The 26,030-nt window shown below is 34.1% G+C and carries 23 protein-coding genes; 3 read left to right on the forward strand and 20 right to left on the reverse strand.

Going from position 1 to position 26,030, the window contains the following annotated elements:
* Positions 1–191: 191 nt before the first annotated feature.
* From ACQ654_RS02995 to ACQ654_RS03075, 17 genes are all read right to left on the reverse strand, one after another.
* Complete coding sequence (locus ACQ654_RS02995; protein ID WP_430408830.1) at positions 192–3,041, reverse strand: hypothetical protein; 2,850 nt, start codon at positions 3,039–3,041, stop codon at positions 192–194.
* A complete protein-coding gene (locus ACQ654_RS03000; RefSeq protein ID WP_430408831.1) occupies positions 3,029–6,247 on the reverse strand; it encodes a baseplate J/gp47 family protein in 3,219 nt (1,072 codons plus the stop codon). Before ACQ654_RS03000 ends, ACQ654_RS02995 begins: the two co-directional genes overlap by 13 nt.
* A gap of 2 nt (positions 6,248–6,249) precedes the next feature.
* Positions 6,250–6,663, reverse strand: a complete 414-nt coding sequence (locus ACQ654_RS03005) for a GPW/gp25 family protein (protein ID WP_430408832.1) — start codon at positions 6,661–6,663, stop codon at positions 6,250–6,252.
* A gap of 1 nt (position 6,664) precedes the next feature.
* Positions 6,665–6,952, reverse strand: coding sequence for a PAAR domain-containing protein (locus tag ACQ654_RS03010; RefSeq protein ID WP_298420540.1), 288 nt, complete (start codon positions 6,950–6,952; stop codon positions 6,665–6,667).
* Between the two features lie 14 nt (positions 6,953–6,966).
* Positions 6,967–8,715, reverse strand: a complete 1,749-nt coding sequence (gene vgrG / locus ACQ654_RS03015) for a type VI secretion system tip protein VgrG (RefSeq protein WP_430408833.1) — start codon at positions 8,713–8,715, stop codon at positions 6,967–6,969.
* On the reverse strand, positions 8,712–9,467 hold the full coding sequence (locus tag ACQ654_RS03020; protein ID WP_430408834.1) for a CIS tube protein: 756 nt from the start codon (positions 9,465–9,467) through the stop codon (positions 8,712–8,714). The genes vgrG and ACQ654_RS03020 overlap by 4 nt, the downstream gene beginning before the upstream one ends.
* Before the next feature lies 1 nt (position 9,468).
* Positions 9,469–9,624: a hypothetical protein gene (locus ACQ654_RS03025; protein WP_430408835.1), complete on the reverse strand. Its 156-nt coding sequence runs from the start codon at positions 9,622–9,624 to the stop codon at positions 9,469–9,471.
* A 6-nt stretch (positions 9,625–9,630) separates the two neighbouring features.
* Positions 9,631–10,089 carry a phage tail protein gene (locus ACQ654_RS03030; RefSeq protein ID WP_430408836.1) on the reverse strand — a complete coding sequence of 153 codons (459 nt, stop codon included), beginning with the start codon at positions 10,087–10,089 and terminating at the stop codon, positions 9,631–9,633.
* A 1-nt stretch (position 10,090) separates the two neighbouring features.
* Positions 10,091–10,528 carry a phage tail protein gene (locus ACQ654_RS03035; protein WP_430408837.1) on the reverse strand — a complete coding sequence of 146 codons (438 nt, stop codon included), beginning with the start codon at positions 10,526–10,528 and terminating at the stop codon, positions 10,091–10,093.
* A gap of 53 nt (positions 10,529–10,581) precedes the next feature.
* Positions 10,582–12,678: a phage tail sheath C-terminal domain-containing protein gene (locus tag ACQ654_RS03040; protein WP_430408838.1), complete on the reverse strand. Its 2,097-nt coding sequence runs from the start codon at positions 12,676–12,678 to the stop codon at positions 10,582–10,584.
* A 33-nt stretch (positions 12,679–12,711) separates the two neighbouring features.
* Positions 12,712–13,272 carry a hypothetical protein gene (locus ACQ654_RS03045; RefSeq protein ID WP_430408839.1) on the reverse strand — a complete coding sequence of 187 codons (561 nt, stop codon included), beginning with the start codon at positions 13,270–13,272 and terminating at the stop codon, positions 12,712–12,714.
* On the reverse strand, positions 13,265–13,831 hold the full coding sequence (locus ACQ654_RS03050) for a DUF4255 domain-containing protein (RefSeq protein ID WP_430408840.1): 567 nt from the start codon (positions 13,829–13,831) through the stop codon (positions 13,265–13,267). The genes ACQ654_RS03045 and ACQ654_RS03050 overlap by 8 nt, the downstream gene beginning before the upstream one ends.
* A gap of 290 nt (positions 13,832–14,121) precedes the next feature.
* Entirely contained in the window at positions 14,122–14,751 is a 630-nt protein-coding gene (gene tmk / locus ACQ654_RS03055; RefSeq protein ID WP_430408841.1) for a dTMP kinase, read from the reverse strand.
* Positions 14,752–14,917: 166 nt separating this feature from the next.
* Entirely contained in the window at positions 14,918–15,595 is a 678-nt protein-coding gene (locus ACQ654_RS03060) for a response regulator (RefSeq protein WP_430408842.1), read from the reverse strand.
* An 11-nt stretch (positions 15,596–15,606) separates the two neighbouring features.
* The gene (locus ACQ654_RS03065; protein ID WP_430408843.1) at positions 15,607–16,401 is read right to left on the reverse strand and encodes a sensor histidine kinase; all 795 of its coding nucleotides are present in this window, start codon (positions 16,399–16,401) and stop codon (positions 15,607–15,609) included.
* On the reverse strand, positions 16,401–17,039 hold the full coding sequence (locus ACQ654_RS03070) for a hypothetical protein (RefSeq protein ID WP_430408844.1): 639 nt from the start codon (positions 17,037–17,039) through the stop codon (positions 16,401–16,403). Before ACQ654_RS03070 ends, ACQ654_RS03065 begins: the two co-directional genes overlap by 1 nt.
* Positions 17,040–17,042: 3 nt before the next feature.
* A complete protein-coding gene (locus ACQ654_RS03075) occupies positions 17,043–17,399 on the reverse strand; it encodes a hypothetical protein (RefSeq protein ID WP_430408845.1) in 357 nt (118 codons plus the stop codon).
* A 232-nt stretch (positions 17,400–17,631) separates the two neighbouring features.
* Between ACQ654_RS03075 and ACQ654_RS03080 the strand changes: the two genes are divergently transcribed.
* From ACQ654_RS03080 to ACQ654_RS03090, 3 genes are all read left to right on the forward strand, one after another.
* Entirely contained in the window at positions 17,632–18,192 is a 561-nt protein-coding gene (locus ACQ654_RS03080; RefSeq protein ID WP_430408846.1) for a phage tail protein, read from the forward strand.
* Between the two features lie 51 nt (positions 18,193–18,243).
* Positions 18,244–18,804: a phage tail protein gene (locus tag ACQ654_RS03085; RefSeq protein WP_430408847.1), complete on the forward strand. Its 561-nt coding sequence runs from the start codon at positions 18,244–18,246 to the stop codon at positions 18,802–18,804.
* A 129-nt stretch (positions 18,805–18,933) separates the two neighbouring features.
* Positions 18,934–19,974, forward strand: a complete 1,041-nt coding sequence (locus tag ACQ654_RS03090) for a T9SS type A sorting domain-containing protein (RefSeq protein ID WP_430408848.1) — start codon at positions 18,934–18,936, stop codon at positions 19,972–19,974.
* 342 nt (positions 19,975–20,316) lie between these two features.
* Here ACQ654_RS03090 and ACQ654_RS03095 read toward each other — a convergent pair whose 3' ends face one another.
* Genes ACQ654_RS03095 through tilS form a run of 3 tightly spaced genes read right to left on the reverse strand, consistent with a single transcriptional unit; the run spans position 20,317 to position 25,915 of the window.
* A complete protein-coding gene (locus tag ACQ654_RS03095; protein ID WP_430408849.1) occupies positions 20,317–22,152 on the reverse strand; it encodes a DUF885 domain-containing protein in 1,836 nt (611 codons plus the stop codon).
* Between the two features lie 14 nt (positions 22,153–22,166).
* Entirely contained in the window at positions 22,167–24,608 is a 2,442-nt protein-coding gene (locus tag ACQ654_RS03100; protein ID WP_430408850.1) for a protein-disulfide reductase DsbD domain-containing protein, read from the reverse strand.
* The gene (tilS, locus tag ACQ654_RS03105; protein ID WP_430408851.1) at positions 24,605–25,915 is read right to left on the reverse strand and encodes a tRNA lysidine(34) synthetase TilS; all 1,311 of its coding nucleotides are present in this window, start codon (positions 25,913–25,915) and stop codon (positions 24,605–24,607) included. The genes ACQ654_RS03100 and tilS overlap by 4 nt, the downstream gene beginning before the upstream one ends.
* Between the last annotated feature and the right edge of the window lie 115 nt (positions 25,916–26,030).

A 26,030-nucleotide genomic window follows, 5' to 3' on the forward strand; every position in this document is an offset into this window, starting at 1 on the left:
TTATTTTTTAAATGTAGGTTGTTCAGTTGCCTTAGCTGTTAAAGCGTTGCACTTCTGAGTTGCTTCACTTTTGTGATGTTGTTCTCGGTTTGTGTATGAAATTCATAACCGACAACTTATAACAGTTAACTCACAACTAATGACTTACATTATTTTATTTCATTTTTTCATCATTCGTACTTGGTAATTCTCTAAAGCGATCCAAGTGCACTTCGGTTAAGTATTATTCTGTTTTTCAATTCGCCATCTTCATCATTACAATCGTGTAATGTTCCTGTTGCATATATAGTATTCATTCGGTTGATAGCACATAATAGGTCTTTCGTACTTTTATGTGTCGCCATGTATTCATTGGAAGTTCTACTTTTCGATTTTAGAAATGCTTTCCAATATTTTTGCACGTATTTCATATCGTACAATTCGTCATTTTCTATAATTGTATAGGTAAAATTTTCATCACTTAGTTCTTCACCAACTTTAAATACAGGAGCTTCTTCTTCAGAAATTTCTTTATTTATTATTACTTCTGAAACCACAGGTTCCGAGATAATCATATCACCTATTCCATCTACAGGGTTTACATCAATTGGTGTTTTTTCAACTTGTGTCATTGCGCCATCAATATGTCCAACCCAACAAATTCTAGGAAGAATATGCGCTGGCAATTCTCTTCGAATTAAGTCTTCCATAAAAATTCTGAAATCTATATTGGAGAATCTTGCCGTATATCCTGGAAATATGATGGTTACTTGATACGAAAACGGATCAACTTCACTGCAACCCAAACATTTTTCGTCTATACATAAAGGCAAACAATCGTTGAGATCGTTAATTTCTTTACGCTTGTATGGTAATGTTAAAATATTTTCTATGAGATAGAAGCTTTCGTCAAAGAGTAAGTTTTCAATGAATAGAATGGTTTCTAATCGTTTTTGTGTGGCTTCTTCTTTTGTGTCATAGTAATGATTGTATTGTCTGCCAATTACCTCATCTTTTTCATTTAACAATGCTAAGTAATAGCGCTCAGAAGGTGTTTTTGTTTTGCGTAATACGAAGTTTTCACGATTGGTAGCTAATTTTAGTACAATTAGTAATTCGTTTATTGCCGATTGCTTGGAAAGAAAGTCTTTTTGAGATGATAAATATATCATACTATCACTTTTTATTTTCCAACGATATTCTATATGAACACCTTCACTTTCAGTGTCACGTTTTAACGTTTCTATTGTAATGTTATCGTTAAATAAGTCTCTACGTGTATAATCGTCTAAACCAGAAAGTAAGGCAATTCGTTTTTGAAAACCTGAAACATTTGTGGTATTCCATTGCTTATTTTTTCTGTAATTGAACGCCAATCCACGTTCTGAACTTATGATATCGTATTCTTTTATGAATCTGTTTTTTGTGTTGATAATGTTGTTGTCTACACTATTTTTCGATCTTCCAAAAAGCTTATACATTGTGTTGGTATAGTCTTCAAATACTTCTGCAAAACGTGCGATTAAATGATCTAAAAGATCGTTTCTACGTGCATTGAAGTCTTCTAGCTTGTCAATGATGTTTTCTACATTTTCTTTGTATTCAGGAAAATCTTTTAACAATGTATCTATTCCATTGATGCCTTCTACAGCTTTGAAAAAGTACGTTTGTTGTAAGTCTTCATCTGCCGCCAATAATGTTTTTACATGCTCTAAATGAGAGAAATACGTACTTAATATTTGATCAAAGAATAGTAAATATCCTTGTAATTGTTTTGCTTTCACTTTGCGTTCGTCTGAAACTGTATTGGAAAGTCCATAGTTGGAAATACCATAGTTTTCTGGCAAGTGATGTTGTACTGTTTGGTATTTTATATCGTTGTGCACACCTAACGGCATTGGTAAATCGTCAAATGATTTTTCCTGATTTGCCTTTGCTTCTGCTTTAAGTATTGCTAAATTTTCTTCTACCAATTCACGATTTACACCAATTGGCAAGAATCCTTTTTTATATTTTAATGTGCTTTGATCACATAGTATTGGCAAGTGATTTTCTGCTACACAAATAATCCAAGGATCACTTTTTGCCGTTATGTTTTGATTACAATCACCTTCTTCACCTTCTGTTTTTGGCGGGCAATTGTCAATACTTATGTTTTCAATGAGTTTTATACCATCAATTTTCATGATAATGTTCATAATGTCTGATAGACGCACATCTTTGCGAAGCTCTGATTTTTGGAGTTCTTCCGTGGTAAGGAATCCGTTTTCTAGGACTGGTCCTTCAAATATTTGATCTGACGAAAGTCCGCTATCAATCATTTCTGTAAGTGTATTTACTTTGACACTTGGCGATAGATATTGTCCAACTTCCCACTGAATTTTTGCATCAATGAGTTCCTCATCGGCATCGTTTTCTAGTTGAATTTCAGCACAGACACGTATGCATTGTTTTGGTATTTTTTTTACGTCAACCAAGTCTTCACATAAGTTGCGATTGTCATGATATTTGGTAAATATTTTTGCTATGATTTCTTCTTCAACAAATGCTGAACCTTCTTCAAAATCAACAAGAATTGTGTATAATCCTTTGATATTAAATGGTTTTGTTCTGTATTCAGATTTTTCAAATCGTGTAAAAGATACTTTTGGTGCTTCCGAATTACATTCTGCATAGAGTTTTAAATCATGAATGGCTAACCAGCAGTTTCGAACACCTTTGATGTCTATAAATAGTTTTCTATAATCTATAACCGTTACTGGTTTACAGGTGAGAATATTTTTTGCAGATTTGAATTGCTCGTGCATTTTAGCAAAATTATCATCTGCGGAAGCTACCAAGTTTTCAATTGGCTGATCTATGCGCAATCCTAAGTCTGTAATGGCATAACACAACAATTCCATAATTGTAATTCCTGGATCGTGAATGTTATAGTCTGTCCATAATTTTCGACTGAGATCTTCAATATATTGCTGTCCTGCGTCTCTTAGAAACTGAAAGTCCAGATCGTCATTGTAGCTTACATTGCTCGGTATGGTTATATGTTGATCTAAGATTGACATAGTGTTGTTGTTATAGCGTTTACAGCATGCAATTCTGGCAATACTGAGGTTAAAATACTTTTTTGATCGGTTGGAACGATTTCATCTTTTTCTTCTCCATCATGCAACATTTTGAAATCTTTGATATAGTCTACATAGTTTAGGTTTTCAATGTAAAAGATAACTTCACTTGCATACATTGCATTTCCGAAAGAAATTATTTTGTCTTTGTCAAATGCCCACGGCGATAAGTATTGTGCAATGTCTTGTTGTAATTGTTTGGCGTAAAAGTTAGCGTCTAATCCTTCGTAAAATCGTGCTTCTAGGCGTATGGTAACTTCTTCATATACAGGTGATATTACTTTTGCATTTACGTGTAACGTATTGAGTTGATTGATATATGTTTCTATTGCGTTTAGTTTTGTTTGACTTAACTTCGGCTTGTAGATATCGTATACATTTTGATCTTTTATGTTTGGAATTGCAACCAATAATACTTCTCCAGGTGCTTTAAAACTTGTACGTGTACTGTGATTTAAACATTTTATTTTGTGTAAATAATTAAATTCTTGAAGAATGATGTGTTCATAATCCCAAAGCGTAATTGCTCTGTTTTTATGACGCAATCGTTCGCTAACTCTTCTGTAAAAATCTAAGTCACTTTCTTTCGGAAAACCGTCAAAAGAAGCATATGGCTGCGTTATTTTTTTTACGGTTGCTAAACGATCTTTGAGTTTGGAAATGGTTTCCGCAGGCATTCCGTTGTCTAAATGTTCAAGTGTGTTTTCTTTGTTTAAGAATTTTGCTTCAACTGCTTGCGCGTGAATGTTTGTAAATTTAGAAACTGTATCAAATGGTTCGTCAATTGTGGCACGAATCCATAAGTAATTTTCTGCAAAAAGTGTGTTTTCTCCAAATTGTTTTGGCACAGTAAAGGCTACCAATCCTGCTTTTAAAAAGTTGTCGGTTTGGTCTTTGAGTAAAAAGATAGGTTTTAAATTAATCCATTCATTTTTATATAAATATTGCCACGTAACTGTCGCTAACTTATAAGCTTCTATAGCATCTGGATTTTCCGAACCTTCTTCTATTTGACATAATAACTGTATGTTTTGATCGGCAATAGCTTTGTCTATTCCAATATATAATTGTCCTCCTAATTCTGGTTTAGGAACTAATGTGTCGTCATTTGTAGCAATTGTATCTATTCCGAATGGAAGCTCATGATACAAGGTCATTTCTCTTTTGGTATCTGAGAAAATTTCTTTTGTTGTAATGGTTACTTTTAAGTTTTCTGCAAATGGCGCATAGGGCACATTTGGCAATGGAAACTTGTTGAGTGCTAAGTATGTATATATTTTAGCATACGCATCGTGTAAGAAGTTGTTTTGTAAAGATAATTGAATGAAATAATCATCTGTAACTTTTGGTACATACGTACTGTTGGTTGGTAAAAAATGATTGAATTCTACTGTTGGATCAGCATAAAACATTTGTTGATCTTGTGCTGATGCGCCACTTGTAATGTTGTCTACAGCATTGTCTGATGCATTTCCGGTGACAACATTGTCAGATGCATCACCTAAAACATCATTGCTGTCATTAGTAAAATCGAAAACGTTATTTAATGCTGCTGCTTGATCTTGATTAAATGGACGCGCTAAAGGATTTCCTCTTAATAGATTATTCCTATCTATTTGCTTGAAACGTTCTTCAGATTCTTGTGCTTTTTGTTCTTCTTTCGAAAGAATTATATGGTCTACTTCGGCAACACTTTGAATTACTTCTTTGGTACTTCCAATGTAGTCTGTTAACACTCTAAAACGCTCCGCACCATTAGCTCCGTTAACGATCGTTTTGTTATTTGACCCTGCATGTACAGATATAAATGTTTCTGGCGGCGTTATGTTTAGGTATTCTTCAATATAGTGTTGGTAATGCTTTTCAAAGTTATCTGGAAGATCTTTCCAATCTAAAGAAACCGTTACATCACTGATGCGTTTTCCAATCCATTCAGTTGCCGCAATTTTTAGTTTTGCGCGTTTTTTGGCTAGTGGTCCAAATGGATAAAAAGGATTTTCAGTATTTACTTTTCCTAAATCGTTTTTTACTGTTAAATTATTTTTGTATTCTCCTGTTGTAGAGAGTTCTATATTATTTAAAGTTGCTTCTGAAATTTTTAAATAGGCTTCATACGTCTCGTCTGTTCTATCATTAGATTTGAACAAAACACGTAGTATTGGATGTGTTGTATTGTAGTTTCCTTCGTGAATTTCAGCATCGTAGTTTACAATTTTTTCTGCATCTTCATCAAGCGTTAATTCAATTGTAATTGTATTATTATTTGCATTCGCTGCTGCTACTTTTGCTTCTTCCCAACCTTTTTCACCTGTATGTTCAACTGTTAGTATTGGGTGTAAGTTTTTGCTTAACGATAATTTAGTATAGGTAGCTTTTAGTGCAATAGTTCGTTTTCCTTCTGTAAGTAATAAAGAAGGAGAACTTACGGAGAAGCCTTTTTTTGCAAGATTTCTGTTTGTATCGCCAAATGGCAACCAAGAAGTACTTGCATTTTCAAATTCGCCACCTTCACCATCACCAGAGTTTGCAATTGAAGAAGCGTACCAATTTGGTGCATCTTTGTGTGCATATGTATTTTTTAATGCGGCAACAGTTGCTTTGTTAATGGCAATTTCTTCTTCAAGTTTGTAGTGAATGGTATTTCCGTCACTGTCTTTTCCTGCATTTAATAGAGTATCATCACTTAAAAATTGTTGTTCCGCATTTTTAGCTAATTCAAATATAATATATGCGTGATCTGCTTTTTCAGCATTTTTGTTTAGTTGTAATACTTCTTTGTAATAGAAATCTAAATGACGTTTTGTAATTTTATTGAATCGTTCTTTGCTTTGATTTAATAGCTTTAAGAATGCTATAAATAATGCTAATTGTGGTGTTACATCTCCTTCAGCATAGGTTTCTATGACTTCTTTTATTTCATCAGATGCATTGTGAAATGGTTCCCAAGTTCCGTTCGGAATTGTGTAGTTTTTATTGTTGTATAAATTGACATGCTTAGAAAATTCTTCTGCAAAGTTCATCCAGTCTTTCACATCAAATCCCATGAGTTCTACATTCTCAGGATCGAGCAAAGCATGATAACGCGCTTGCTGTGTGGTGCCTTCGCGTAACTTTATTAGTGTATTTTCTGTACAATCGTTTTGCATGATTATATGTCTGTTGCTTCAGTTAGGTAATAAGGAAAAACAATATTTCTTCTTGTGTTTGTTGCCCTTATGATGTATTCTACTTTTATTAAAAATGTACCTTCTAGTATGTTTTGTGTATCTAGTGCTATTTTGATAACATCTATTCGTGGTTCAAATAATATGATGGCTTCCTCAACTCTATTTTTCATAATGTTGATTTGCGTAGCATTCAGATTTTCAAATATTTTATCTGTAAGATCGCACCCAAATAATGGTCGCATTACGCGTTCACCACGTCGTGTTGTAACAATTGTTTGTAAACTTTTCTCAATATCTTCAATGTCTGAGATTAGTTTTACTTCTCCCTTTTTTTCGAGAAATGTAGGTGGGAAATCCCAACCTTTTCCTAAGTATGTTGCTGTTGATGCATCCATGTTATCCTATCATTACGGTTGGACATCCTAATACTATTGATCCTCCATGCGCAGTAGAATCGCCCATGCGAGCAGCTGGCATTCCTCCTATTAACACCGTTGCCGAACCTGCTACGATACTGTCTGGTGGTCCTGTGCATACACACATATCTCCTACTTTTGCTGCTGGTAAACCTCCAATAAGAACTGTTGGTTCTCCTGGCGGTAATATAGGTCCTCCAACATGTGGTACTGGACCTGTTGTCATAGGACAAACGTGCATATCTGTTATTCGTGCTGCTAGTGGCATGTTGTTTTCGTTTTTTAGTTAATTTGTACCATTCCGCCTTTTATGGTGGTCGTTGCCGAACCTTCTACAGTTGCTGTTACAGCTTCTGCTTTGAAGTCTATGGAAGCGACTGCTTCTATATTCATGGCTTCCATTTTTATATCCCCTGAACTTGCGGTCATGATGATGTCTTTTCCAGATTCCATTGTGATTCCGTCTGCATCCATAATGATGCTGTTTCCATTTTCATCTTCCAGTTTTATGTACGCTTCATCTTCATCAAGTGTGATGAGTTTACCTGCTGGCGTATCCAACGTGATACTTTTGAGTTCATCATTCATCGTGATTTTGATTTCACTTTTTGTCATGATGACTTTTTCAAAGTTATCGTCTGAATGTTCTAATGGAGATGTGTTTGTGTTACTGAATAATGAACCCAATACAATTGCTTGGTTTGGATCGTCATTTAAGAAGCCTACTAATACTTCGTGTCCAATTTCTGGTAAGAAGTGAACTCCGTAGTTTTCGCCTGCATGCATGGTTAGTACACGTGCCCAAACACCTTCTTCTTCAGCGCTTATGATTGGTAATTTTACTTGAATTCTGTGTTCTTCATCTGGATCGCCTTCTAAGGCAGTAACAACTCCTATTTGCAAACCTCCAATTGCTGGTAACATTCCAGAAGCTGGTAATTGGCTTACTTCGTAGGTTGCTGCAAACCATTCAGGGTCTAATCCAAATTTTGTTGTTGTTGTCCAGTTTCCATTTGTAATGGTATGATGTACGCTACAAACAAATACGTCACCGTTAAATCGGTCGCTCATTCCTGCAAGCGTAATCATTTTTCCTGGTAGAATTTCTTCTGTTCCTTGTACTTGAACCGTTCCGCAGATTTTGGCAAGTTGTTGATACATGCTTTTTCCTTCTGCCCAAGATGTCAATATTTCATCAGGAATGTTTCCTGTGTGTGTTAATGTGATACTTTTACTTCCTGCGGCTTCTGATAGTTCACCTGAACTTAAGTTTCCAGCTGAATTTAAATCATTGTTTTCAGCAGTTTTTGTAATCACTTCTTGATCTGAATAGTTCCAAGCAGATGCTTCAAACGTGTCATATTGATTGCGTGCGTCAATTTCGGCTTCAAACGAAAATACATTATCTCCATACGTTGCTGTAAATACACTTGCTCCAGAGAGTTCAGGAGCTTTGATGTCTACCGTTCCATTTTCAACAAAACACAACATGTTATTGATTTGTGCTCTGCATTGAATAAAATCCCAATCCGTTGCTTGGTATTGTACAATTTCATTGTGCATGTGCGACGTTGATGTGGCACTACCACTGAGGCCGTTTTCACTGATAATTTCGTCTATGACATCACTTTCGGTAACTTCATAGAAGATTTTGTTTTTACGACCAAGTGTCATTTTGAACGCTTCATCTTTACATTCAATAACTAGATAACTTGTTTTTGCAGTGGCTTTTATGGCATGTTTTGTAATGATTCCTTCAAAAATGGTTTTGTCTTCAAAGTCATATCCTGCTTCAATGACAATTTTTTCACCTGGCTTGAATTCGTCTGCGTTGCTTGCTTCAAACTCTTGTATTGTTCCGTCTCCATCCACTAATAATAGTGTTGCTGTCGGAATACGATTGCAGGAACGTTCTACCGTTATGGTTTTTACACCATAACTGGCACTTATATCTGTTTTGGCATCACCCAATAAGATTTTGTACGTTACTAAGCTGTTTTCCTGTGTGGATATGTCTGCAACTAGACTCATGCGCTTTGGTTTTTATCTAAAGGTGGAAATATAAGTTCCGTTCCTGGTGTAAGGCTTCTGAAATTGAGTAAGTTATTAGCTCTGGCAACCTCTAGGTAATATTTTGAATCACCATAAATTCTGTATGCCATTAGTGGTAAGGTATCACCTTCTTTTACCGTTCTGATGTGTGTAAGATCTGGTGAAGATTTTTTCTCTTTTGCCAACCGTAACACTTCGCTCGTGCTTTGTTTACACGTAAGTGTTGCTACTGCTCGTATTGGAAATCCTTGCGGATTGAAAAGCTTATAGTCAATGTCTAATTTTGTTAGAATACATTTGAGTTCTAAAGCTCCCCAATTGATTTGTAGTTCGTATGGTTTGTGAATGTCACCTTGATAGACTACAAATTCTTTTACTTTTTCAATTTCTTCTACGATGTTGTTGTTTTCGGCTTCATCATCCTGAAAAGGAATAAATCCTGAGATATCTTCTGCGATACTTGTGAGTGTGTCCGCTAAATTTAATCCTACTACATCAAATATTCCTGTGGAATCGTATAGTAATTTGAAGGAGAAATTCCCTGGTTTTACTTTTACAAATTTTGGTTTTTGACCTCCAGAATTATTTTGCTGATCATCATTGTATTCAACAGTATATGATTCTTTGTATCCTTCTGGATTGATTAAGACTTGGATTGGCGTTCCTGTTGCCGTTCCATCTTGATCCAGTTTCGTTATGATCATTTTTTCTAATTCTCCTAAAAAAGCCATGTTATCGTTCTTTTTTGTTGGTCATTATTTTTGATACTGCATTGATGATATCTCCAGAAGTCCAATTGGTTTGTCCTTCTTCTACTTCAGACGTCTCTTCTTTTTTTTGAGCATTTACATTGACCTTAATTCGTAAGTTTTTTATTTCTACTGCCATTATTTTTTATATTAATGCTTTAAAATAATTATACTTCAATTCTAAGGTTTCGATGAGTATACTATTGGTTTCGGCATTGAAATCTCCTAGTTCATATTTGACAGGATACGCTCCAACTACATTCCAACTTTTGATTGGAATGTGATTTTCGCTTAGTAACATTACTATTAAGTTCAATGGTTTGAAAGCAAAGCTCTCATAGGCATCTTCACACCATTTTGTGATGGATGAAGGCGCTGTTTTTAATCCTCGTTTTAGCGTGAGCGTACTGAATTTTAACCCTTTTGGTATTTCATGAACAAACCTATTTTCTCCACCTTCTGTATACGCTTCTGTTTCTACAGTAACACTTAGTCCTGATACAGATTGAAAACTCAGGTCTACAGGATTTGGTAGTAATCCATTGAAATAGACTACAAAGTGAAATCCTGAAACTGGATATTTAAAGTTGTCAAAGAGTGCCATTTTAGCCTAGGTTTTCCCATTCAACTCCTTCATGAGCAATGGTTAACGTTTCTATTGCTACTTCGTTTCCTTCTGCTTTTAAGTCAGTTGATTGAATTTTCTTTGGCCATGCATTTTTAACTCTCCAAACGACTACTGGTTCATGTCCTTCGTTTAGTAAAGCAATTGTAATGTCTCTACGTTCCGCCACATTTAGTTTGTTTTGTTGCATCCAATCATAGAATTCATTATCACCTTTAAATACACCTCTTTTTAATACAACATCTGTATATTTTACCATTCCTGGCATATTAATTTTGTTGTATTCAGGACTTGAACCTTCTCTGTATTCTAACATTTCGTGTTCTTTATCGAGACCTGATACTTCTTGAAAACCTATTTTGGTTCCTCCCCAATCTACTTGAAAATGAAACTTTGGTAATGGATATGTTGCTGACATAATATTTTGTTTTAAATGTTTATATTTTTTGTGTTTTTATCTGTGATAATCATTTATGATTCTTGCATTTTGTGAGAAAATTTAAGAACGATGAATTCAGCCGGACGTACTACTGCCATTCCTATTTCAATGTTCATGATTCCGTTGAGAATATCATCAGCTGTCATTGTTTGGTTTAATCCAACTTTTACATAGAAAGCATCATCTGGAGTTGCACCTGCTAATGCGCCTGCTTTCCATTGGTTGATTAGGAAGTTTGTTATCATTGCTTTGATACGAACCCAAGTGTTGGCATCGTTTGGTTCAAATACAAATTGATCGCTTGCTTTTTTCACAGATTCTTCCACCATGTTGAAGAAACGTCTTACCGATACGTAACGCCATTCGTTGTCGTTACCTGCTAACGTTCTTGCTCCCCAAACCATGACTCCTTTTCCTGTGAAGGAACGAATTGCATTTACAGATTTACCTGAAGTTGTGTCTACATTTAGTCCATCTTGAATATCATTTGTGATTCGAATTGTAGGTTTTACTACATAGCTCAATCCAACATTTGCTGGTGCTTTCCATACACCTCTTGTGCTATCAACTCTTGCATATACGCCTGCAATTCCACTACTTGGCGGAAGTTCCATTGGTAAGTTGTTAATTGCTGTTCTAATTTTGTTATACGTGTCGTTGTCTTTCGTTTCAAGATCACTTAATGTTCTTCCGTGTAGTTCTCCATTGTTTGTATCTGACTCAATTACTGTGTCTAATTCGGTTTTTAATACTCCAAATTTTGATACAATCGTGTCTAATAATGTAGAATCTGTATTTGCTGGTGCTGTATAATCTGCTAATACGGCTATTTTCTTTACTGTTTTATGAATACTGGTAGCCGCCGTATCAATTGTTTTTTTGATTTTAGCAGTATCACCACTTGTGATGTGCTTTTTTAAGTCTGCTTGAAGCGTTACTAAGTCGTTGTATTGTGCTTCAATTTTGCCAGCATCTTCAAAGTCATCTAAGAAAGCTTGTCTGTGCGTTGATAAGTCAGTTGTATCTACAGCTTCATCTTCAAGTGCGCTTAATGCGGCATCAGCTTCTTTTTTGATTTTGTTTTTTAGTTCTATCAGACTGCTCAAAGCTCCTAAGAGATCATCCATATCATCACGTAATGTTTCTGGACGTGGAGAGTCGTAATTTTTTGTTCCACTCATGTCAAAACCTTCATTTGGTCCAACATTGTCTTCATATAAGTAACTAACTACATCTGCTAATTTTCCTGTAAAAGTTCCTGGGAAACCAGTAGCTAATCCAACTATGTCTGCTGACATTATGGTTACATCTGGCTCAATATTTTCCATTTCTTCTTTGATTGCTGTTTTCGCATTTGCTTCAGCTTTACTGAAATGAGAGATTGAGATTGAGGAAGCATCTACACTGTAGTTTAAGATGGTTTCTAGGTATGGATAATATGCGGCACCATATTTTACGAAGTCTTTTCCTAAACTGATACCTGCTCTTAAAGCTGCAATGTTTGGATCTACGGAAGTAGCGCCATCATATCCTAAGGTATCAATAATTGTGAATCGATCTTGTAGTTTGTTACATTGTGATAATGCATCATTGTATAACCCGTAAAACGTTGTTGCGTCTATTCCGTCTACTCGTGTAGCATCTGGAAATACAATTAGCGTTGGCTCATCAACTTTTGCAATTTCATCTAAACCACCTTTTAGAGCGTCTGTATCTGCGATACTGTCTACTTTTGTTTCTCCATCTGGCAAGTCATCTCCATAACGTCCAACAGAAGTTATGTAACATGGTCCACCACCATTTGCAAAGTATAGTTGTAATGAGTAATACATTAAAAACGGTTGTTTGCTGGAAGGTTGTGTTACTACAAGTGAACGATTGTTTGCAGAATCGTCTGTAATAGTTACATCTATTGATGTTTCTGCTTTGGAAGTTCCAAAGAATCGTTCATATTCCAACAGAGATGTTATTCTTGTTGGAACCATGTTTAGGTCTCCATTGATTTTGTTTGTTGCTTTCTCTGTATATCCAATAAATGCAGGAATAGCCGTTTCAACTTGTGCTACAGAAGGCGGAAATTTCACAATCTCCTCTATGTAAACTCCTGGTGTTTTTAATGTACTAGCCATAATATTTATGATTTAAAAAATTTTGTTAGTGTTTTACTTTATTTCAAATGTTACTGTAATTGGTGTCGTTAGGTTTGCTTCTACTATGTTTATTTGCAGTATTGCATCTGGCTTTACCCGTTCGTTAATGTCGTTATTTGTATTTTTTATTCCTTCTAATTCATCAGAGTTATAAACGATCTGTTCGTTTAGGTTTAGTCCCAGATTATTAGTTCCATTCCACTTTGTGTCTTCTCTATATGTTTGATCCGCCACAGCGTAAAATTCTAAATCAACATCTATTATTTCTGGAAGCCAGTTTGAGAAAGTTCTGTCTGGCGAAGTTGATACGTAGCCAACTATTTTTTTATCTATTACTTCTTTTCCATCTATAATGAGCACATTGTCTATTGTTTCTGCTTCAAATATTTCTGCTTTTTTGTATAAAACCACCAATCCTTCAGGAATACTTTTTACGACTAATTTGTAGTGTTCTATGAGCAAAGCTGTTTGTTTGCTCGGATATAGTTTTACGTGAGTTTCAGTAGCTAAGTCATTTACATGAGTTAGTTTTATCGTTGTTAACGGTTCGTATATGTAATTGAATCTACTCATCTTGTTTTTCTATGGATCCAATTGAAGTTATGATTGATGCTAGTGATTCTATATCTCTTTCTAAGGCAGAAACTCTTGCTTTGTATACTACGCTTGGCATTTGTTTTCCGCCTAACATTCCCCAAATATTATTGAGTTGTTCAAAACTTGGCGAACATAGTTCCATGTTTAGTTCTATGTCGTCTCCATCAGAATCAAAGACAAATTTCTTTTGATATTGAAAGAATTTTATGGCTTTGTATATTACTGCAATGGCTTTGTCATATTGCAACGTGCATGAAAATAGTAAGTAGTAGTTTAGATAGATTTTCGGAAAGCGTTTGTCTACTTTAAATGTTTGTCCACTTTGTACTAGTTTTTGATTTGGAAAGTTTTTTAGTGTACTTTCTTCTTCAATTCTAACAACAGTTACGACTAAGTTTTCTCCGTCAAAGTCGTTATCGTCCGACTGATAATCGCCAATGTTTTGCGCTCCCAACTTTACAGAAATTCCCTGCAATGTGTTGATGTAAGTAGCCATTCCATCGGTGGTAAGTTTGTCTACGAATTTGTTTATCATGTTTCCTGCTTCGTTGCTGTTGATTTACTGATGAAACAAAACTACTTATAGATAAGTGGAACTGGTAGAGTCTAATAGCTAATTTATGACAGGAAAAACACTATTTTAATTCAAGGAAAAAACATTTTCTGTTGAGGAAAAACACGGTTTTTTGTTTTGGGAAAATAGTTTACTTAAAGAATAGAATGCAATTTAATAAATTGAATATCAAATGCTTAAATTATATAAAATAAAAAAATCCCTTCGTAAAAAGGGATTCATTTGCTATGTATGTAGTATATGGTTTTGTACTATTTTTTTAGTTCAGATTGTAGTATTTCCCAAAGTGATTCCGTGACTTTTTCAGGTGTTTCATCACCGTTCACAGCAACAATATGTTCACTGTGTTTTAGCTTTTCAAACGCACGCAAGTATTGTGCCTGTACCGCTTTTAGGTTGTCTAGTGTTTCGTAGATTTCAATGTTTTCACGGTTTGCATTAATGCGCTTCATAGCAACTTCGGGAGAAACATCTACAAAGATGTTTAGTGTTGGTTTTAGTGTTTTTGCTGCCATTTCATTTGAAGCAATCACCCAATCCATATCTATGTGCGCGCCATGATACGCATAGGAAGAAAAGTAGTAACGATCTGTAATTACGGTATATCCTTCTGCTAGCTTTTTTAGAATTCCATGTGTTTCATGTAGTAAATGATCTAATCTGTCAGCAACAAATAATGCGGCAATTACTTTTTCGTCTGCTTTTTCTTTTCCGCTTAAAAAAGTACTTCTTATCATTTTTCCAATACGCATATCGGTTGGTTCAAATGTAAGATATACTTTGTGACCTTCTGCTTCTAGGCGTTTTGCAATGTTTTTTGCTTGTGTACTTTTTCCACTTCCATCGATTCCTTCGATTGCAATGAATATATTTTTTTTCATGAAATTTTACTTCTAAATGCCAAAAATAACATTAATTATAGGAATATATCATCTTACATAAATTACTTTTAAGATGATTTATATGATGAAATTATTTTTATAAAGTTTCACTTCAAAAGACTTGTATGATGATTTTTTGGGGAATCGTGCTATTTTTTTGGTATGATTAAAAATCTGGAGATAGTTCGATGAGTTTTTTCTGGATACCGTAAATAACCAATCCTGCAACGTTTTTAGATTCCGTTTTTAGTAACAGATTGTTTCTGTGTCCTTCAACCGTTCGTGGACTTATGAATAGTTTATCGGCTATTTCGTTGGTTGTGTATTGATTACAGATTAATTCTAAGATTTCTTTTTCGCGTTTGGTGAGTAGATTGTTGTCTAAATCACTTTTGATCCGCTTACTTTTTGCTGATAGTAGATTTTCATGAATAATTTTCAAGACGCGTTCATCATAGTAAAATCCTTTTACAAATACTTCATTTATAGTGTGTACGACAACTTTTGGAGAGGTATTTTTGAGCAAGTATGAAGAAGCTCCAACATCGATCATATTGGTTATAAATGATTTTCCATCGTAACTAGTGACAGCAATTACTTTTATTTCTGGGTATTCTTTTTGTAGTATTTTGGTACTTTCTACTCCGTTAAGTAGTGGCATTTTTAAGTCCATCAACACTACATCTGGTCTTGGTTGTGTTTTTAGTTTTTCAATTAAATCGGCTCCATTTTCAGCTTCAAATACGATTTCAAAATTTTTAACTCGGGTTAATATAAATGATATTCCTGCTCTAAATAGAGCTTCATCATCGGCAATGGCTATTTTTATAATTTCTGTATCCATAATCCTGTATATTAAATTGTAATTTCTACTTTAACTCCTTTTAATTCTTCACTTTGATAGGCAATTTTGCCTTTTAATAATGATACTCTACTTTCTATGTTGCGTAGCCCTAACCCTTTTTGAACACCAATTGTATTTGTATCGAACCCTAATCCGTTGTCTTTGTAAGATAAGGATAAGTTTTCTTTTTCAGAGTTGAAATTTAGTTCTATTTCTTTCGCTTTTCCATGACGCATGGAATTATTCATTAATTCTTGCACGATTCTGAATACGTGCAATTCATCATCTTTTGACAATCTTTCAACTTTATATTCTATTTTTGAGGTTACATTTACTTTTTTGCTATTGCTAAATTCGTCACATAATTCTTCTAATGCGGCTCCAAGTCCAAATTTTTCAAGAATAGGAGGTAATAAATTGTGTGCAATTTTTCGTGAACTTTCAATCGTTTTGTTGGTAACCCGAAGCATATGATTGATAATTTCGTCAGTTTCTTTTGGTGTTACATTTTCTTCTTCCAAGAGAAAATTCGCACTAAGCGAAACTACATTTAGTTTTGCACTAATGGCGTCATGTAAATCTTGTGCTATTCGATTGCGTTCGGCTTCTTGTGCGACAATGGTGGCTTTTAGCATTTCTTTTTGATGTACTAATTCTAACGTTTTCTTTTCTAATTCTTTTTGAATAATTTTTTTTCGAGATAGATAAAAAAACAAAATCAGCGTTAGTCCCATAACCAACAGTAAAACGACACCAAAAATAACAATTGCTATAACTCCATTATCTTCTAAAAAAGGTCCATCCATTATATTTTTTTGTTTTTTCTGCGGTCAGAAAACCATTGTGTAGTAATAATTACTTGAAAGACTAGATAGATAAAAGCATTTAATATCCACAGTGCAACTTCTATTTCTCGTTCTATTTTTAATCCAGCTTTTGCTATTGAAAATAGTAAAATAGTTCCTAATAAATAAATTAATATACCGCTATTTACAAGGTATAGTTTTAGTTCTTTATCAGAAATGTGGTGAAAAAAATACGTGATTGCGTAAAATATAACTATCGTGGACGTTGCTATGATTCCATAAGGATTATATTCATGAAATAATCCAGGAGTCCAAGCATATTGAACTCCTAAGATTATTGATACTGTTACTAGTATTATTAAGATATATTTTCGTTGTTTTTGTTCTTTAAAAATTGCGTAATAAAAAAGACTTAACATTACAAATTGCATAATCATATATGTATTTGCAAGTAATGTATTGTCAATTTGAAACTCAAAAGAAATGGTAACCAATGCTTGATTTAGTGCCATTAATATTAAGTAAATCGCAAAGTATTTATAGGCAAAATCTTTTGATACTATGAATTTTGAATATAACACAGCGTTGAGTAATAAAACTACCGTAGAACTATCCGAAAAAACATCCAATAATGACATGTCCTAGTTTCCCCCATTTAGTACGTTTCCATTACCACATTGTTGTGGACAAGGCTTTGTGTAGTCATACACAAATTGACCTTTAAGTTCGTCAATCATATCATTTCCTTTAGCATCTACACCTACAAGTAAAAGGTGGTCAACTCCATTTTCATCAATTCCTAAATATCCTCTCATATTATCAATTCCAGCTTCTGCTCTAGCTTCGTTGATATCATCCATTGGAATAAAAAAACCATTAATATCTTGAATATCTTTTCTTTCTCTCCAGTTTTGAGTCCATTTTACCGCTGTAGATAAAGGAATTGCTTGTAGTGGGTAAACGATTTTACTTTTCTGTTCTTCGAATTTTGAATCCATAATTATAATTTTTTGTAGTTAGTATGGCTAAAAATAATAAAATATATCATTCTATTTTCTACAATTCTTACTAAAAAAAATAATTTTCATTTATAATTACGTACTTATACCTGTTTTTAATTTTAAGTGTAAAAACCATTATATTACTGACGTATTACTTATATTTTTGAAATCGATGGTATTTAACAAAAAATGCTATCTTTATTCTTTTAACCTTATAAACTATATTATTATGGATCCATTTATCGGAGAAATTGTTATGTTCGGAGGAAATTTTGCACCAAGAGGTTGGGCTTTCTGTCAAGGACAATTATTAGCTATCTCAGCAAACTCAGCGTTATTTTCTATTTTAGGAACAACGTATGGAGGAGACGGTAGAACTACTTTTGCTTTACCTGACTTACGAGGTAGAACAGCAATTCAACCAGGAACAGGCCCAGGTCTTTCTACTATCAAATTAGGACAAAGAGGTGGTGCTGAGTATCACACATTAAATGTTTTAGAAATGCCTAATCACTCGCATAGTGGTGCTACTTTAAAAGGTAGTATTATGGCAAATGAAGACGATGGAGAATCTAACGATCCTAATGGAAAAAACTTTGGATTAATAGATCCTGATACTACACTAATGTTTAATGGATCTACTAATAATGTTACAATGGCTCCTAATTCTGTTGGAGTTACTGGAAACACAATGCCTACTGGAGGAAATCAATCATTTTACATTAGAAATCCTTTTGAAGGGATCAACTTTATTATTGCAATGCTTGGTGTATATCCATCAAGAAGCTAATATATTTAGTTTACAAAAAATCGAAATTAATTAACATTAAAAAAATATATTATGAATCCATTTTTAGCGCAAATAGTAATGTTCGGTGGAAATTTTGCTCCAAGAGGTTGGGCATTATGCGAAGGACAATTACTATCAATAAATGCAAATCAAGCCTTATTTTCACTTTTAGGTACTACGTATGGTGGAGACGGAAGAACTAGCTTTGCTTTACCTGATTTAAGAGGTAGAAGTCCAATTCAACAAGGTCGCGGACCAGGATTATCTGATATTAAGTTAGGTCAAAGAGGTGGTTTAGAAACAAAAACATTAACCTTATTAGAATTACCAAATCACTTTCACAATGCATCAACTTTAAAAGGCTCTATTGGATGTAATGAAGATGATGGAGAGTCTAACGATCCTAATGGAAAAAACTTAGGATTAATAGATCCCGATACTACACTGATGTTCAATGGATCTGCTAATACTGTTACAATGGCTCCTAATTCTGTTGGAATTACTGGAAACACAGGTTCTTCTGGAAGTAGTCAACCATTTAATATAAGAAACCCTTTCTTAGGTATTAATTATATTATAGCAATGCAAGGAACTTTTCCTTCAAGAAGCTAAATAAAATTAACTTCCCTTCTTTCATAAGAACTCAGAGGGGAAGTTTAACTTAATATTAATAATTCTTTAGTAGTATGTAGGTATCTTTTTTAATTTACTATCTTTACTGCACTAAAAATCCTAAACGATATGAAAATAAAATTACTTTCTGTATTGGTTCTATTACCAATGCTATTTATAACTTCGGCCTCATTTAGCCAAGCAACAACACTTACTGCAGGAGATATTGCCGTAATACATGTGAGAAGTGACAGTCCCGATAGATTTGCTTTTATTACTTTTGTAGATATCAATGCAGGTACTGGTATCTATTTTACAGATTGTGGAACAACAGCTGGAGGTAGTTTTACCACACCATGTAATGAAGGAACTCAAAAATATACTGTTCCTGCTGGTGGTTTATCTGCTGGTGATATTATACAATTCGAAACTGGACTAGCAAATACAAACTTTGCATCGTACTCAGATTCTAGAATTGGAGGATCTCTTAACCTATCTGGTAACGGAGATCAAATAACGGTATTTCAAGATGCTACAAATGCTGCTGGAGGAACAAATGCTGGTAATAACGCAACATTTATATTCATAACCCATAATTCCTCAACTGTTTTTACAGGAAATCCTACTGATACAAACCAAAGTTCTCTACCTATCGGATTGAGTGATGTGACTACTCCTAGGACTGCCTTAGGACTTGGTAATAGTGCAGGTGCAGAAGATGAAATAGATAATGTTATTTATAGTGGTACATACGATTTTTCTGGATTTGCAACTGAAGCGCAAGCACTAGCCGCAGCAAAATTAGCATTTACTGATCCTGCAAATTATTATAAAACTAATACTAATGGAACTGGTGATACTACCTATAATAATCACTTAGCAGCTATACCTACTGGCATAAATATTACGACTTTATCAAACGATGAGTTTTTAAGTAACTCATTTGCGATTTATCCAAATCCATCAAATGGAAATATTACTATCAGAAACTCAGGTGTTGCATTACAAAATATTACTGTTACTGACTTAAATGGTCGAACGATTTCTTCAAATGATATGAATGGAGTTACTAGTAATGTTGATGTAAGCTTAAAATTAACTACTGGAATCTATTTAATGAAGTTAACATCTAACGATGCTTCAACTACTAAAAAATTAATCATCAAGTAATTTTATAATTCTTGATTTTATATACTATTAAAAGCGGATACAATTGTATCCGCTTTTTTTATGTTTTTTTCTGAAAATTGTATTTGGAAATTTACTTTTTATTTTATTTTACTTTCTGAAGGACTTTACTCCTATTGTCATTTTACCGAGTTGCTTCAAAACGTACGAAAAGAAATAGAATGGTTGTTACAGCAATAGTTTTTATACCTAATTACTGACTTTGTATTGAAATATGTACTATCTCACGAAAGTGAAAAAACAGGTATTAGGCAATTGGATATTGGGCATAAAAAAACGAGCACCATTACAGCACTCGTTTCTATATATTTTAGATAAGATTGATTAATTTTTACTGGCAATCCATTCGTCTACTAAATCGCTTAATACGTTTAAAGGAACTGCACCATTACTCAATACTACTTCATGAAATTCACGAATGTTGAACTTATCTCCTAGCTTGTCTTTTGCGTTTTTACGAAGCGCAATGATTTTGTTCATTCCTACTTTGTAAGCCGTTGCCTGACTTGGCATTACAATGTGACGTTCTACCATTTTTATGGCGTCTGATTCAGCGTTTGGTGTGTTTACCAAATAATAGTTAATTCCTTGTGTACGTGTCCATTTTTTTGCGTGAATTCCTGTGTCAACTACTAAACGACATGCACGCCATAATTCCATTGCCAAGCGTCCAAAGTCTGAATATGGATCACTATAGAAGCCCATTTCTTTGGGAATAAATTCTGAATATAATCCCCAACCTTCAATATACGCCGTATATCCGCCAAGTTTTCTAAACATTGGAACGTCCTTTAATTCTTGTGCAATTGCAATTTGCATGTGATGTCCCGGAATTCCTTCATGGTATGCCAATGCTTCCATTTGGTAACTTGGCATGGCTTCCATTGCATACATGTTTGCGTAGTATGTTCCTGGACGTGAACCATCTAATGCTGGTTGCTGATAGAATGCTTTTCCTGCAGATTTTTCACGAAACGCTTCTACCGCTTTTACTTGAATGTCTGCTTTTGGCTTTGTGATGAATAATTCGTTCAAACGAGATTTCATTGTAGTAATTATTCCCGTTGCTTTGTCCATGTACGCTTTTCTTCCTTCAGCTGTAGCTGGATAATAGAATTGCTCATCATTTTTCATGAATTTAAAGAAATCTTGTAGTGAACCTTTGAAGCCAACTTGATCTTTAATTCGCGTCATTTCGTTATGAATACGATCAACTTCTTCCAAACCGAGTTGATGAATTTCATCAGCCGTCATGTTTGTTGTAGTCGTTCTTGCCAAAGCATTATTGTAAAATTCTTTTCCGTTTGGAAACTTCCAAGCTCCATCTACATCGTCCGCAACTTTTTGCTGTTCTTGTAATAGTAATATTAATGAGCCGTATGCGGGTTTTACCGAGTTTACCAAAGCTTCTTCTGCTAGTTTTTCTAACTTTTCTCTATCGTCATCTTCCAACGCTAAGGTTTCAATTTTTGATATGAAATCATTCCAAAGTGTACTATTTTCTTTGCTATTATCAAATGGTTTTCCTTTGATGATGTTTTTTGCATCGTTTATAACATGATCAAACACAAATTTTGGTGGCAAAACACCTGCATTTTGGCGTTCTTTCAAATTTGCTTCTAATTGTGTGAATAGTGCATTTAAACCATTTAAACGTTTTATATACGACTTTGCATCACCTTTGTCTTTTATTTGATGCATGTTGATTAAGAATGCCGGAATTTCCGCTTGCATCCCGTGCATTTGATTTAATGGATAGTTGTATAATCGATATTCATAATCTTCAATATGATTTTCCATACGTTGTTTGTACAACTTAAAACTCAATGCTGTTGAACCATCTAAACCAGAAATATCAACATTTTCGGTCAACCATTTTAAACGGTCTTTTGCTTTTTGTAGATCTTTTTCGGCTGCAGTTGGCGAAATATCGTCCCATTTTCCATAATCGGTTTTGTCACCAATACGTGTTTGCATTTGTGGTGAATCTTTTAAGTCTAGCTTAAATTGTTCCTCAAACCAATCATTCAAGCGTTTTGAATGTTCTGTAATTTCTGTATCAGTATATGTTTTTACAGGTGTTTTTTCTTCACCTTCTTTACACGCTACAAAGCTTATAACTAGCGTAAATACACTTATATATGTTATGATTTTTTTCATCTACTAAAGATAACTTATTTACTTTTGTTTTTAAAATTTTCAATTCCTACACGTAGCCATGCTTCATATTCTTCCGAATCTGGTGTATATCCTACGGGTTTTTGTAACATTTCCATGTTTGGAGATAGTAATACATAATATGGTTGCGAGTTGTTGTTGAAATTTAGCGTTTGTAAAGTCGCTAATTTATCGCCATATGTTTTAATCTTTTTAATATTACCGTTTCCTTTGTCAAATTGGAACTTTTCATCTTCTGGTAATGGCTTTCGATCGTCTACATATAACGAAATTAATATGTAATCGTCATTTAAAATATTAAAAACATTCGTTTGACTCCATACTTGTTCTTCCATTTTTCTACAGTTAACACATGCCCAACCTGTAAAATCTAACATAATAGGTTTGTTGGCGGCTTTTGCGGCTGCAATTCCTTCTTCTAAGTCTTTATAACATGGCAATCCGAGCGGACAGTCGCCATGTTCAGTACTTTCTACGCCAGCTTGCTGCTCATATAAACTATAAAATAATGGCGGAGGAAAACCACTTAGCAACTTCAAATTTGCATATTTTGTATTTGATAATCCTGGGATTAAATACACTACAAATGCGATGACTAAGATTCCAAAAGATATTCTACTAAAGCTTAACTTTTTGATTGGACTATCGTGTGGGAATTTCAATTTCCCGAATAAATACAAGGCTAAACCAATTCCTAAAATAACCCAAATTCCTATAAATACTTCTCTTTTTAATAATCCCCAATGCGAAACTAAATCTGCATTTGATAAGAACTTTAATGCCAATGCAAGTTCTATAAATCCTAAGACTACTTTTACAGAGTTTAACCAACCACCTGAACGTGGCAATGAGTTTAACCATTTTGGAAACATGGCAAATAGTGTAAATGGTAAGGCTAATGCCAAACCAAATCCGCTCATTCCCATGGTTAATTTCATAGCTGGATCACCGGCGGCAAGCGTTGTGCTTCCTAACAAAGCTCCTAAAATTGGACCTGTACATGAAAAAGAAACAATAACCAATACCAATGCCATTAAAAAGATTCCGATAGCACCTCCAATATTGTTTGCTTTTGAGTCTAACGAGTTACTCCATGAAGCTGGCAATGTTAATTCAAAATAACCAAAGAAAGAGAATGCAAATACCACAAATACAATAAAGAATATTAAATTTAATGTAGCATTTGTGGAGACATTGTTGAGTATTTCGGGATCGAGCGAATCTAATACGTGAAATGGTAAGCTTAGTAAAAAGTATACTAAAAAGATAAAGAAACCGTACAACATAGAGTTGAACAATCCTTTTTGTGAGTTTGCTCCGCTCTTTGTAAAGAAAGATACTGTCAACGGAATCATTGGAAATACACAAGGTGTTAACAACGCGATTAATCCGCCTAAAAATCCTAGAAAGAAGATAGAAATATTACTTTTTTCTACAATTTCAGAATCATCTTTAAAATCCTCTTTTCCAGTAATTTGTAAATCTAATTCTTTAGATAATATATTGTCATTTTCTGTCAATTCAACATTTTTTGTTGCTACAGCAGAATTGTCCAATGCAATAACGAAATCTTCTCCTGTTGGCGGCAAACATTTTTCATCATCACACACCATGTATATGACTTCTGCACTGATGATTTTTGTGCTTTTATCTTTAAGCTTTATTTTTTGTGTAAATGTTGCTTCTTTTTCATAAAACGAAATGTCCATTTGAAATACTTTATCAAACACATCTTTCGTTGGTGATTCTTGTACTTTTCCAACTAGATCATAGGTTTTTCCAGCATCCGTAAAATTAAACTCTGTCGGGAATGGCCCTAAATCTCCATAGCTTCGTTGCGAATATAAATGCCAATTCTTTTCAACGCTTGCTTTCATAACAATTTCGTACTCATCATCCGAAAGTTTATTTACGGATGCTTTCCACGTTACAGGTTCTAATATTTGCGATTGCTGACCAATAGCATTTGAAGCGCTTTCTTTTCTTGGCAATTGAAAGGTAAATTCTTTGTCACCTAATACACATTTTTCATCATCACAACTTTGATAAATTACTTCTGAAGTTATTGCGGTTACCGCTGGATTTGTGATTTCAATTTTTTGTGTAAATGTTGCCGTTCCTTTAAAATACGTTAGTTCCGCTTGAAATACTTTGTCAAACTTTGTAATTCCTTCACTTTCTTCATTTTTTCCAACCAATTTAAAATCGTTGACTTGTTGAATGGAATCGTACATGAATTCCGTTGGAAATCCACTATTTTCAGCTAAATATTGTGAATATAATCGCCATTTATCAGCAATTTCTGCTTTATAAATGAGCTTGTATTCCGTATCTGATACTTGTTCTATTTCGGAAGTCCATTGAACCGGATCATCCATTTGTGCCTGTACAGCAAAGCTGGAAACACATAAGAGTAATAACGTAATTAGTTTTTTCATTGCAGTGTAAACTTAATAATTGTGTTGGTTGGTTGGGTTAATTTATAGCGGTTATCAGAACGTTTTCCAATAACCCAAACAATTTGTCCTTCATTGCAAAGTAACCATTGATTTTCTTTATCAATCAACGAATACTTCTCATCTTTGAAGTACTTGCTTAATTTTTTTTTGCCTTTCATCCCAAACGGATAAAAATAGTCTCCATTTTTCCATTTTCTTACGATTAGCGGAAACTTTAACAACTTTTTATCAACATATAACACTGTATTTCCTGTAGTGGTTATATTTGATATTTCTTCAAGTTGTAATTTTATAGGATTTGTAATATATTTTGTTGCTTCAGTAATCTCAATTTCTACAAATTCTTCATCTGTACGTAATGGTTGCAATAACAGGTTTTCTCTATCTTTAATCAAACGATAAGTAGAAGAAAATAGTTGCTTTCCACTTTGACCTGCTAACAAATTTGCCACATCATTCCAAGCGGTAAAACCATACGAATGTAATAATTCAAATAGATACGCTTTTGGATGCAAACTTTCTTGTAATTTTTTTATATCAATGCTCAAATTTCCATCCTCGGTTTCCTTCATTACATTCGCGCGAAGCTTTTCAACACTAGCAGTAACAATCATTTTACTATCTTGCAAATGCTTTTGTGTTGCCTGAAAATTCTCCATAAATGTTGGATGCAATTCTTTTAATAACGGCACAATAGCATGTCGTATTTTGTTGCGCACATATTTTGTAGATGCATTGCTGCTATCTTCTCGCCATTGCAAACTAGTATTTTCGGCGTATGTTTTTAGCTCACTTTGCGTGAAAGGTAATAGCGGACGTACAATGTTTCCGTTTTTTTCCGGAATACCTGTCAAACCATCTATACCAGTTCCGCGTGATAAGTTAATCAAGAACGTTTCTAACGCATCATCCATATGATGTGCTGTCAGAATGTAATCGTATTGGAATTCTGCAGCTATTTCTTGAAACCATTCATATCGCAACGAACGCGCCGCCATTTGAATCGATTCTTTCTGTTCGTTTGCATAGTGTTCTGTATCAAACTTTTTGGTATGACATTCAACTTGTAATGCTTTTGCTAAATTTTTCACAAACAATTCATCGCCGTCACTTTCTGCATCGCGTAGCTGAAAATTACAGTGTGCAAAGGCAATATCATAATCAAGCGTATGAAACAAATGCGCCATCACAACACTGTCTAATCCGCCACTAATAGCGATTAGCAATTTTTGTTCTTGTAAAAACGGTAACTTTTTAGCAATATGTTTTTTTAAATTCTCTAGCAAACGAATAGGTTAAAGAGACTTCAAGCCTTATGATACTTAGTATTGCCAAAGATAATTAAATAGCCGAATTATCAACAAAAACCACTTAGAAATGTTATCAAAATGTTATGAATGA

This window comes from Kordia sp., assembly GCF_965283645.1.
GTDB lineage: Bacteria > Bacteroidota > Bacteroidia > Flavobacteriales > Flavobacteriaceae > Kordia.

Excerpts from the sequence above, each read along its gene's own strand:
- ACQ654_RS02995 (WP_430408830.1), bottom strand. The coding sequence starts at position 3,041 with ATGTCAATCTTAGATCAACATATAACCATACCGAGCAATGTAAGCTAC.
- ACQ654_RS03000 (WP_430408831.1), bottom strand. The coding sequence starts at position 6,247 with ATGCAAAACGATTGTACAGAAAATACACTAATAAAGTTACGCGAAGGC.
- ACQ654_RS03005 (WP_430408832.1), bottom strand. The coding sequence starts at position 6,663 with ATGGATGCATCAACAGCAACATACTTAGGAAAAGGTTGGGATTTCCCA.
- ACQ654_RS03010 (WP_298420540.1), bottom strand. The coding sequence starts at position 6,952 with ATGCCACTAGCAGCACGAATAACAGATATGCACGTTTGTCCTATGACA.
- vgrG (WP_430408833.1), bottom strand. The coding sequence starts at position 8,715 with ATGAGTCTAGTTGCAGACATATCCACACAGGAAAACAGCTTAGTAACG.
- ACQ654_RS03020 (WP_430408834.1), bottom strand. The coding sequence starts at position 9,467 with ATGGCTTTTTTAGGAGAATTAGAAAAAATGATCATAACGAAACTGGAT.
- ACQ654_RS03025 (WP_430408835.1), bottom strand. The coding sequence starts at position 9,624 with ATGGCAGTAGAAATAAAAAACTTACGAATTAAGGTCAATGTAAATGCT.
- ACQ654_RS03030 (WP_430408836.1), bottom strand. The coding sequence starts at position 10,089 with ATGGCACTCTTTGACAACTTTAAATATCCAGTTTCAGGATTTCACTTT.
- ACQ654_RS03035 (WP_430408837.1), bottom strand. The coding sequence starts at position 10,528 with ATGTCAGCAACATATCCATTACCAAAGTTTCATTTTCAAGTAGATTGG.
- ACQ654_RS03040 (WP_430408838.1), bottom strand. The coding sequence starts at position 12,678 with ATGGCTAGTACATTAAAAACACCAGGAGTTTACATAGAGGAGATTGTG.
- ACQ654_RS03045 (WP_430408839.1), bottom strand. The coding sequence starts at position 13,272 with ATGAGTAGATTCAATTACATATACGAACCGTTAACAACGATAAAACTA.
- ACQ654_RS03050 (WP_430408840.1), bottom strand. The coding sequence starts at position 13,831 with ATGATAAACAAATTCGTAGACAAACTTACCACCGATGGAATGGCTACT.
- tmk (WP_430408841.1), bottom strand. The coding sequence starts at position 14,751 with ATGAAAAAAAATATATTCATTGCAATCGAAGGAATCGATGGAAGTGGA.
- ACQ654_RS03060 (WP_430408842.1), bottom strand. The coding sequence starts at position 15,595 with ATGGATACAGAAATTATAAAAATAGCCATTGCCGATGATGAAGCTCTA.
- ACQ654_RS03065 (WP_430408843.1), bottom strand. The coding sequence starts at position 16,401 with ATGGATGGACCTTTTTTAGAAGATAATGGAGTTATAGCAATTGTTATT.
- ACQ654_RS03070 (WP_430408844.1), bottom strand. The coding sequence starts at position 17,039 with ATGTCATTATTGGATGTTTTTTCGGATAGTTCTACGGTAGTTTTATTA.
- ACQ654_RS03075 (WP_430408845.1), bottom strand. The coding sequence starts at position 17,399 with ATGGATTCAAAATTCGAAGAACAGAAAAGTAAAATCGTTTACCCACTA.
- ACQ654_RS03080 (WP_430408846.1), top strand. The coding sequence starts at position 17,632 with ATGGATCCATTTATCGGAGAAATTGTTATGTTCGGAGGAAATTTTGCA.
- ACQ654_RS03085 (WP_430408847.1), top strand. The coding sequence starts at position 18,244 with ATGAATCCATTTTTAGCGCAAATAGTAATGTTCGGTGGAAATTTTGCT.
- ACQ654_RS03090 (WP_430408848.1), top strand. The coding sequence starts at position 18,934 with ATGAAAATAAAATTACTTTCTGTATTGGTTCTATTACCAATGCTATTT.
- ACQ654_RS03095 (WP_430408849.1), bottom strand. The coding sequence starts at position 22,152 with ATGAAAAAAATCATAACATATATAAGTGTATTTACGCTAGTTATAAGC.
- ACQ654_RS03100 (WP_430408850.1), bottom strand. The coding sequence starts at position 24,608 with ATGAAAAAACTAATTACGTTATTACTCTTATGTGTTTCCAGCTTTGCT.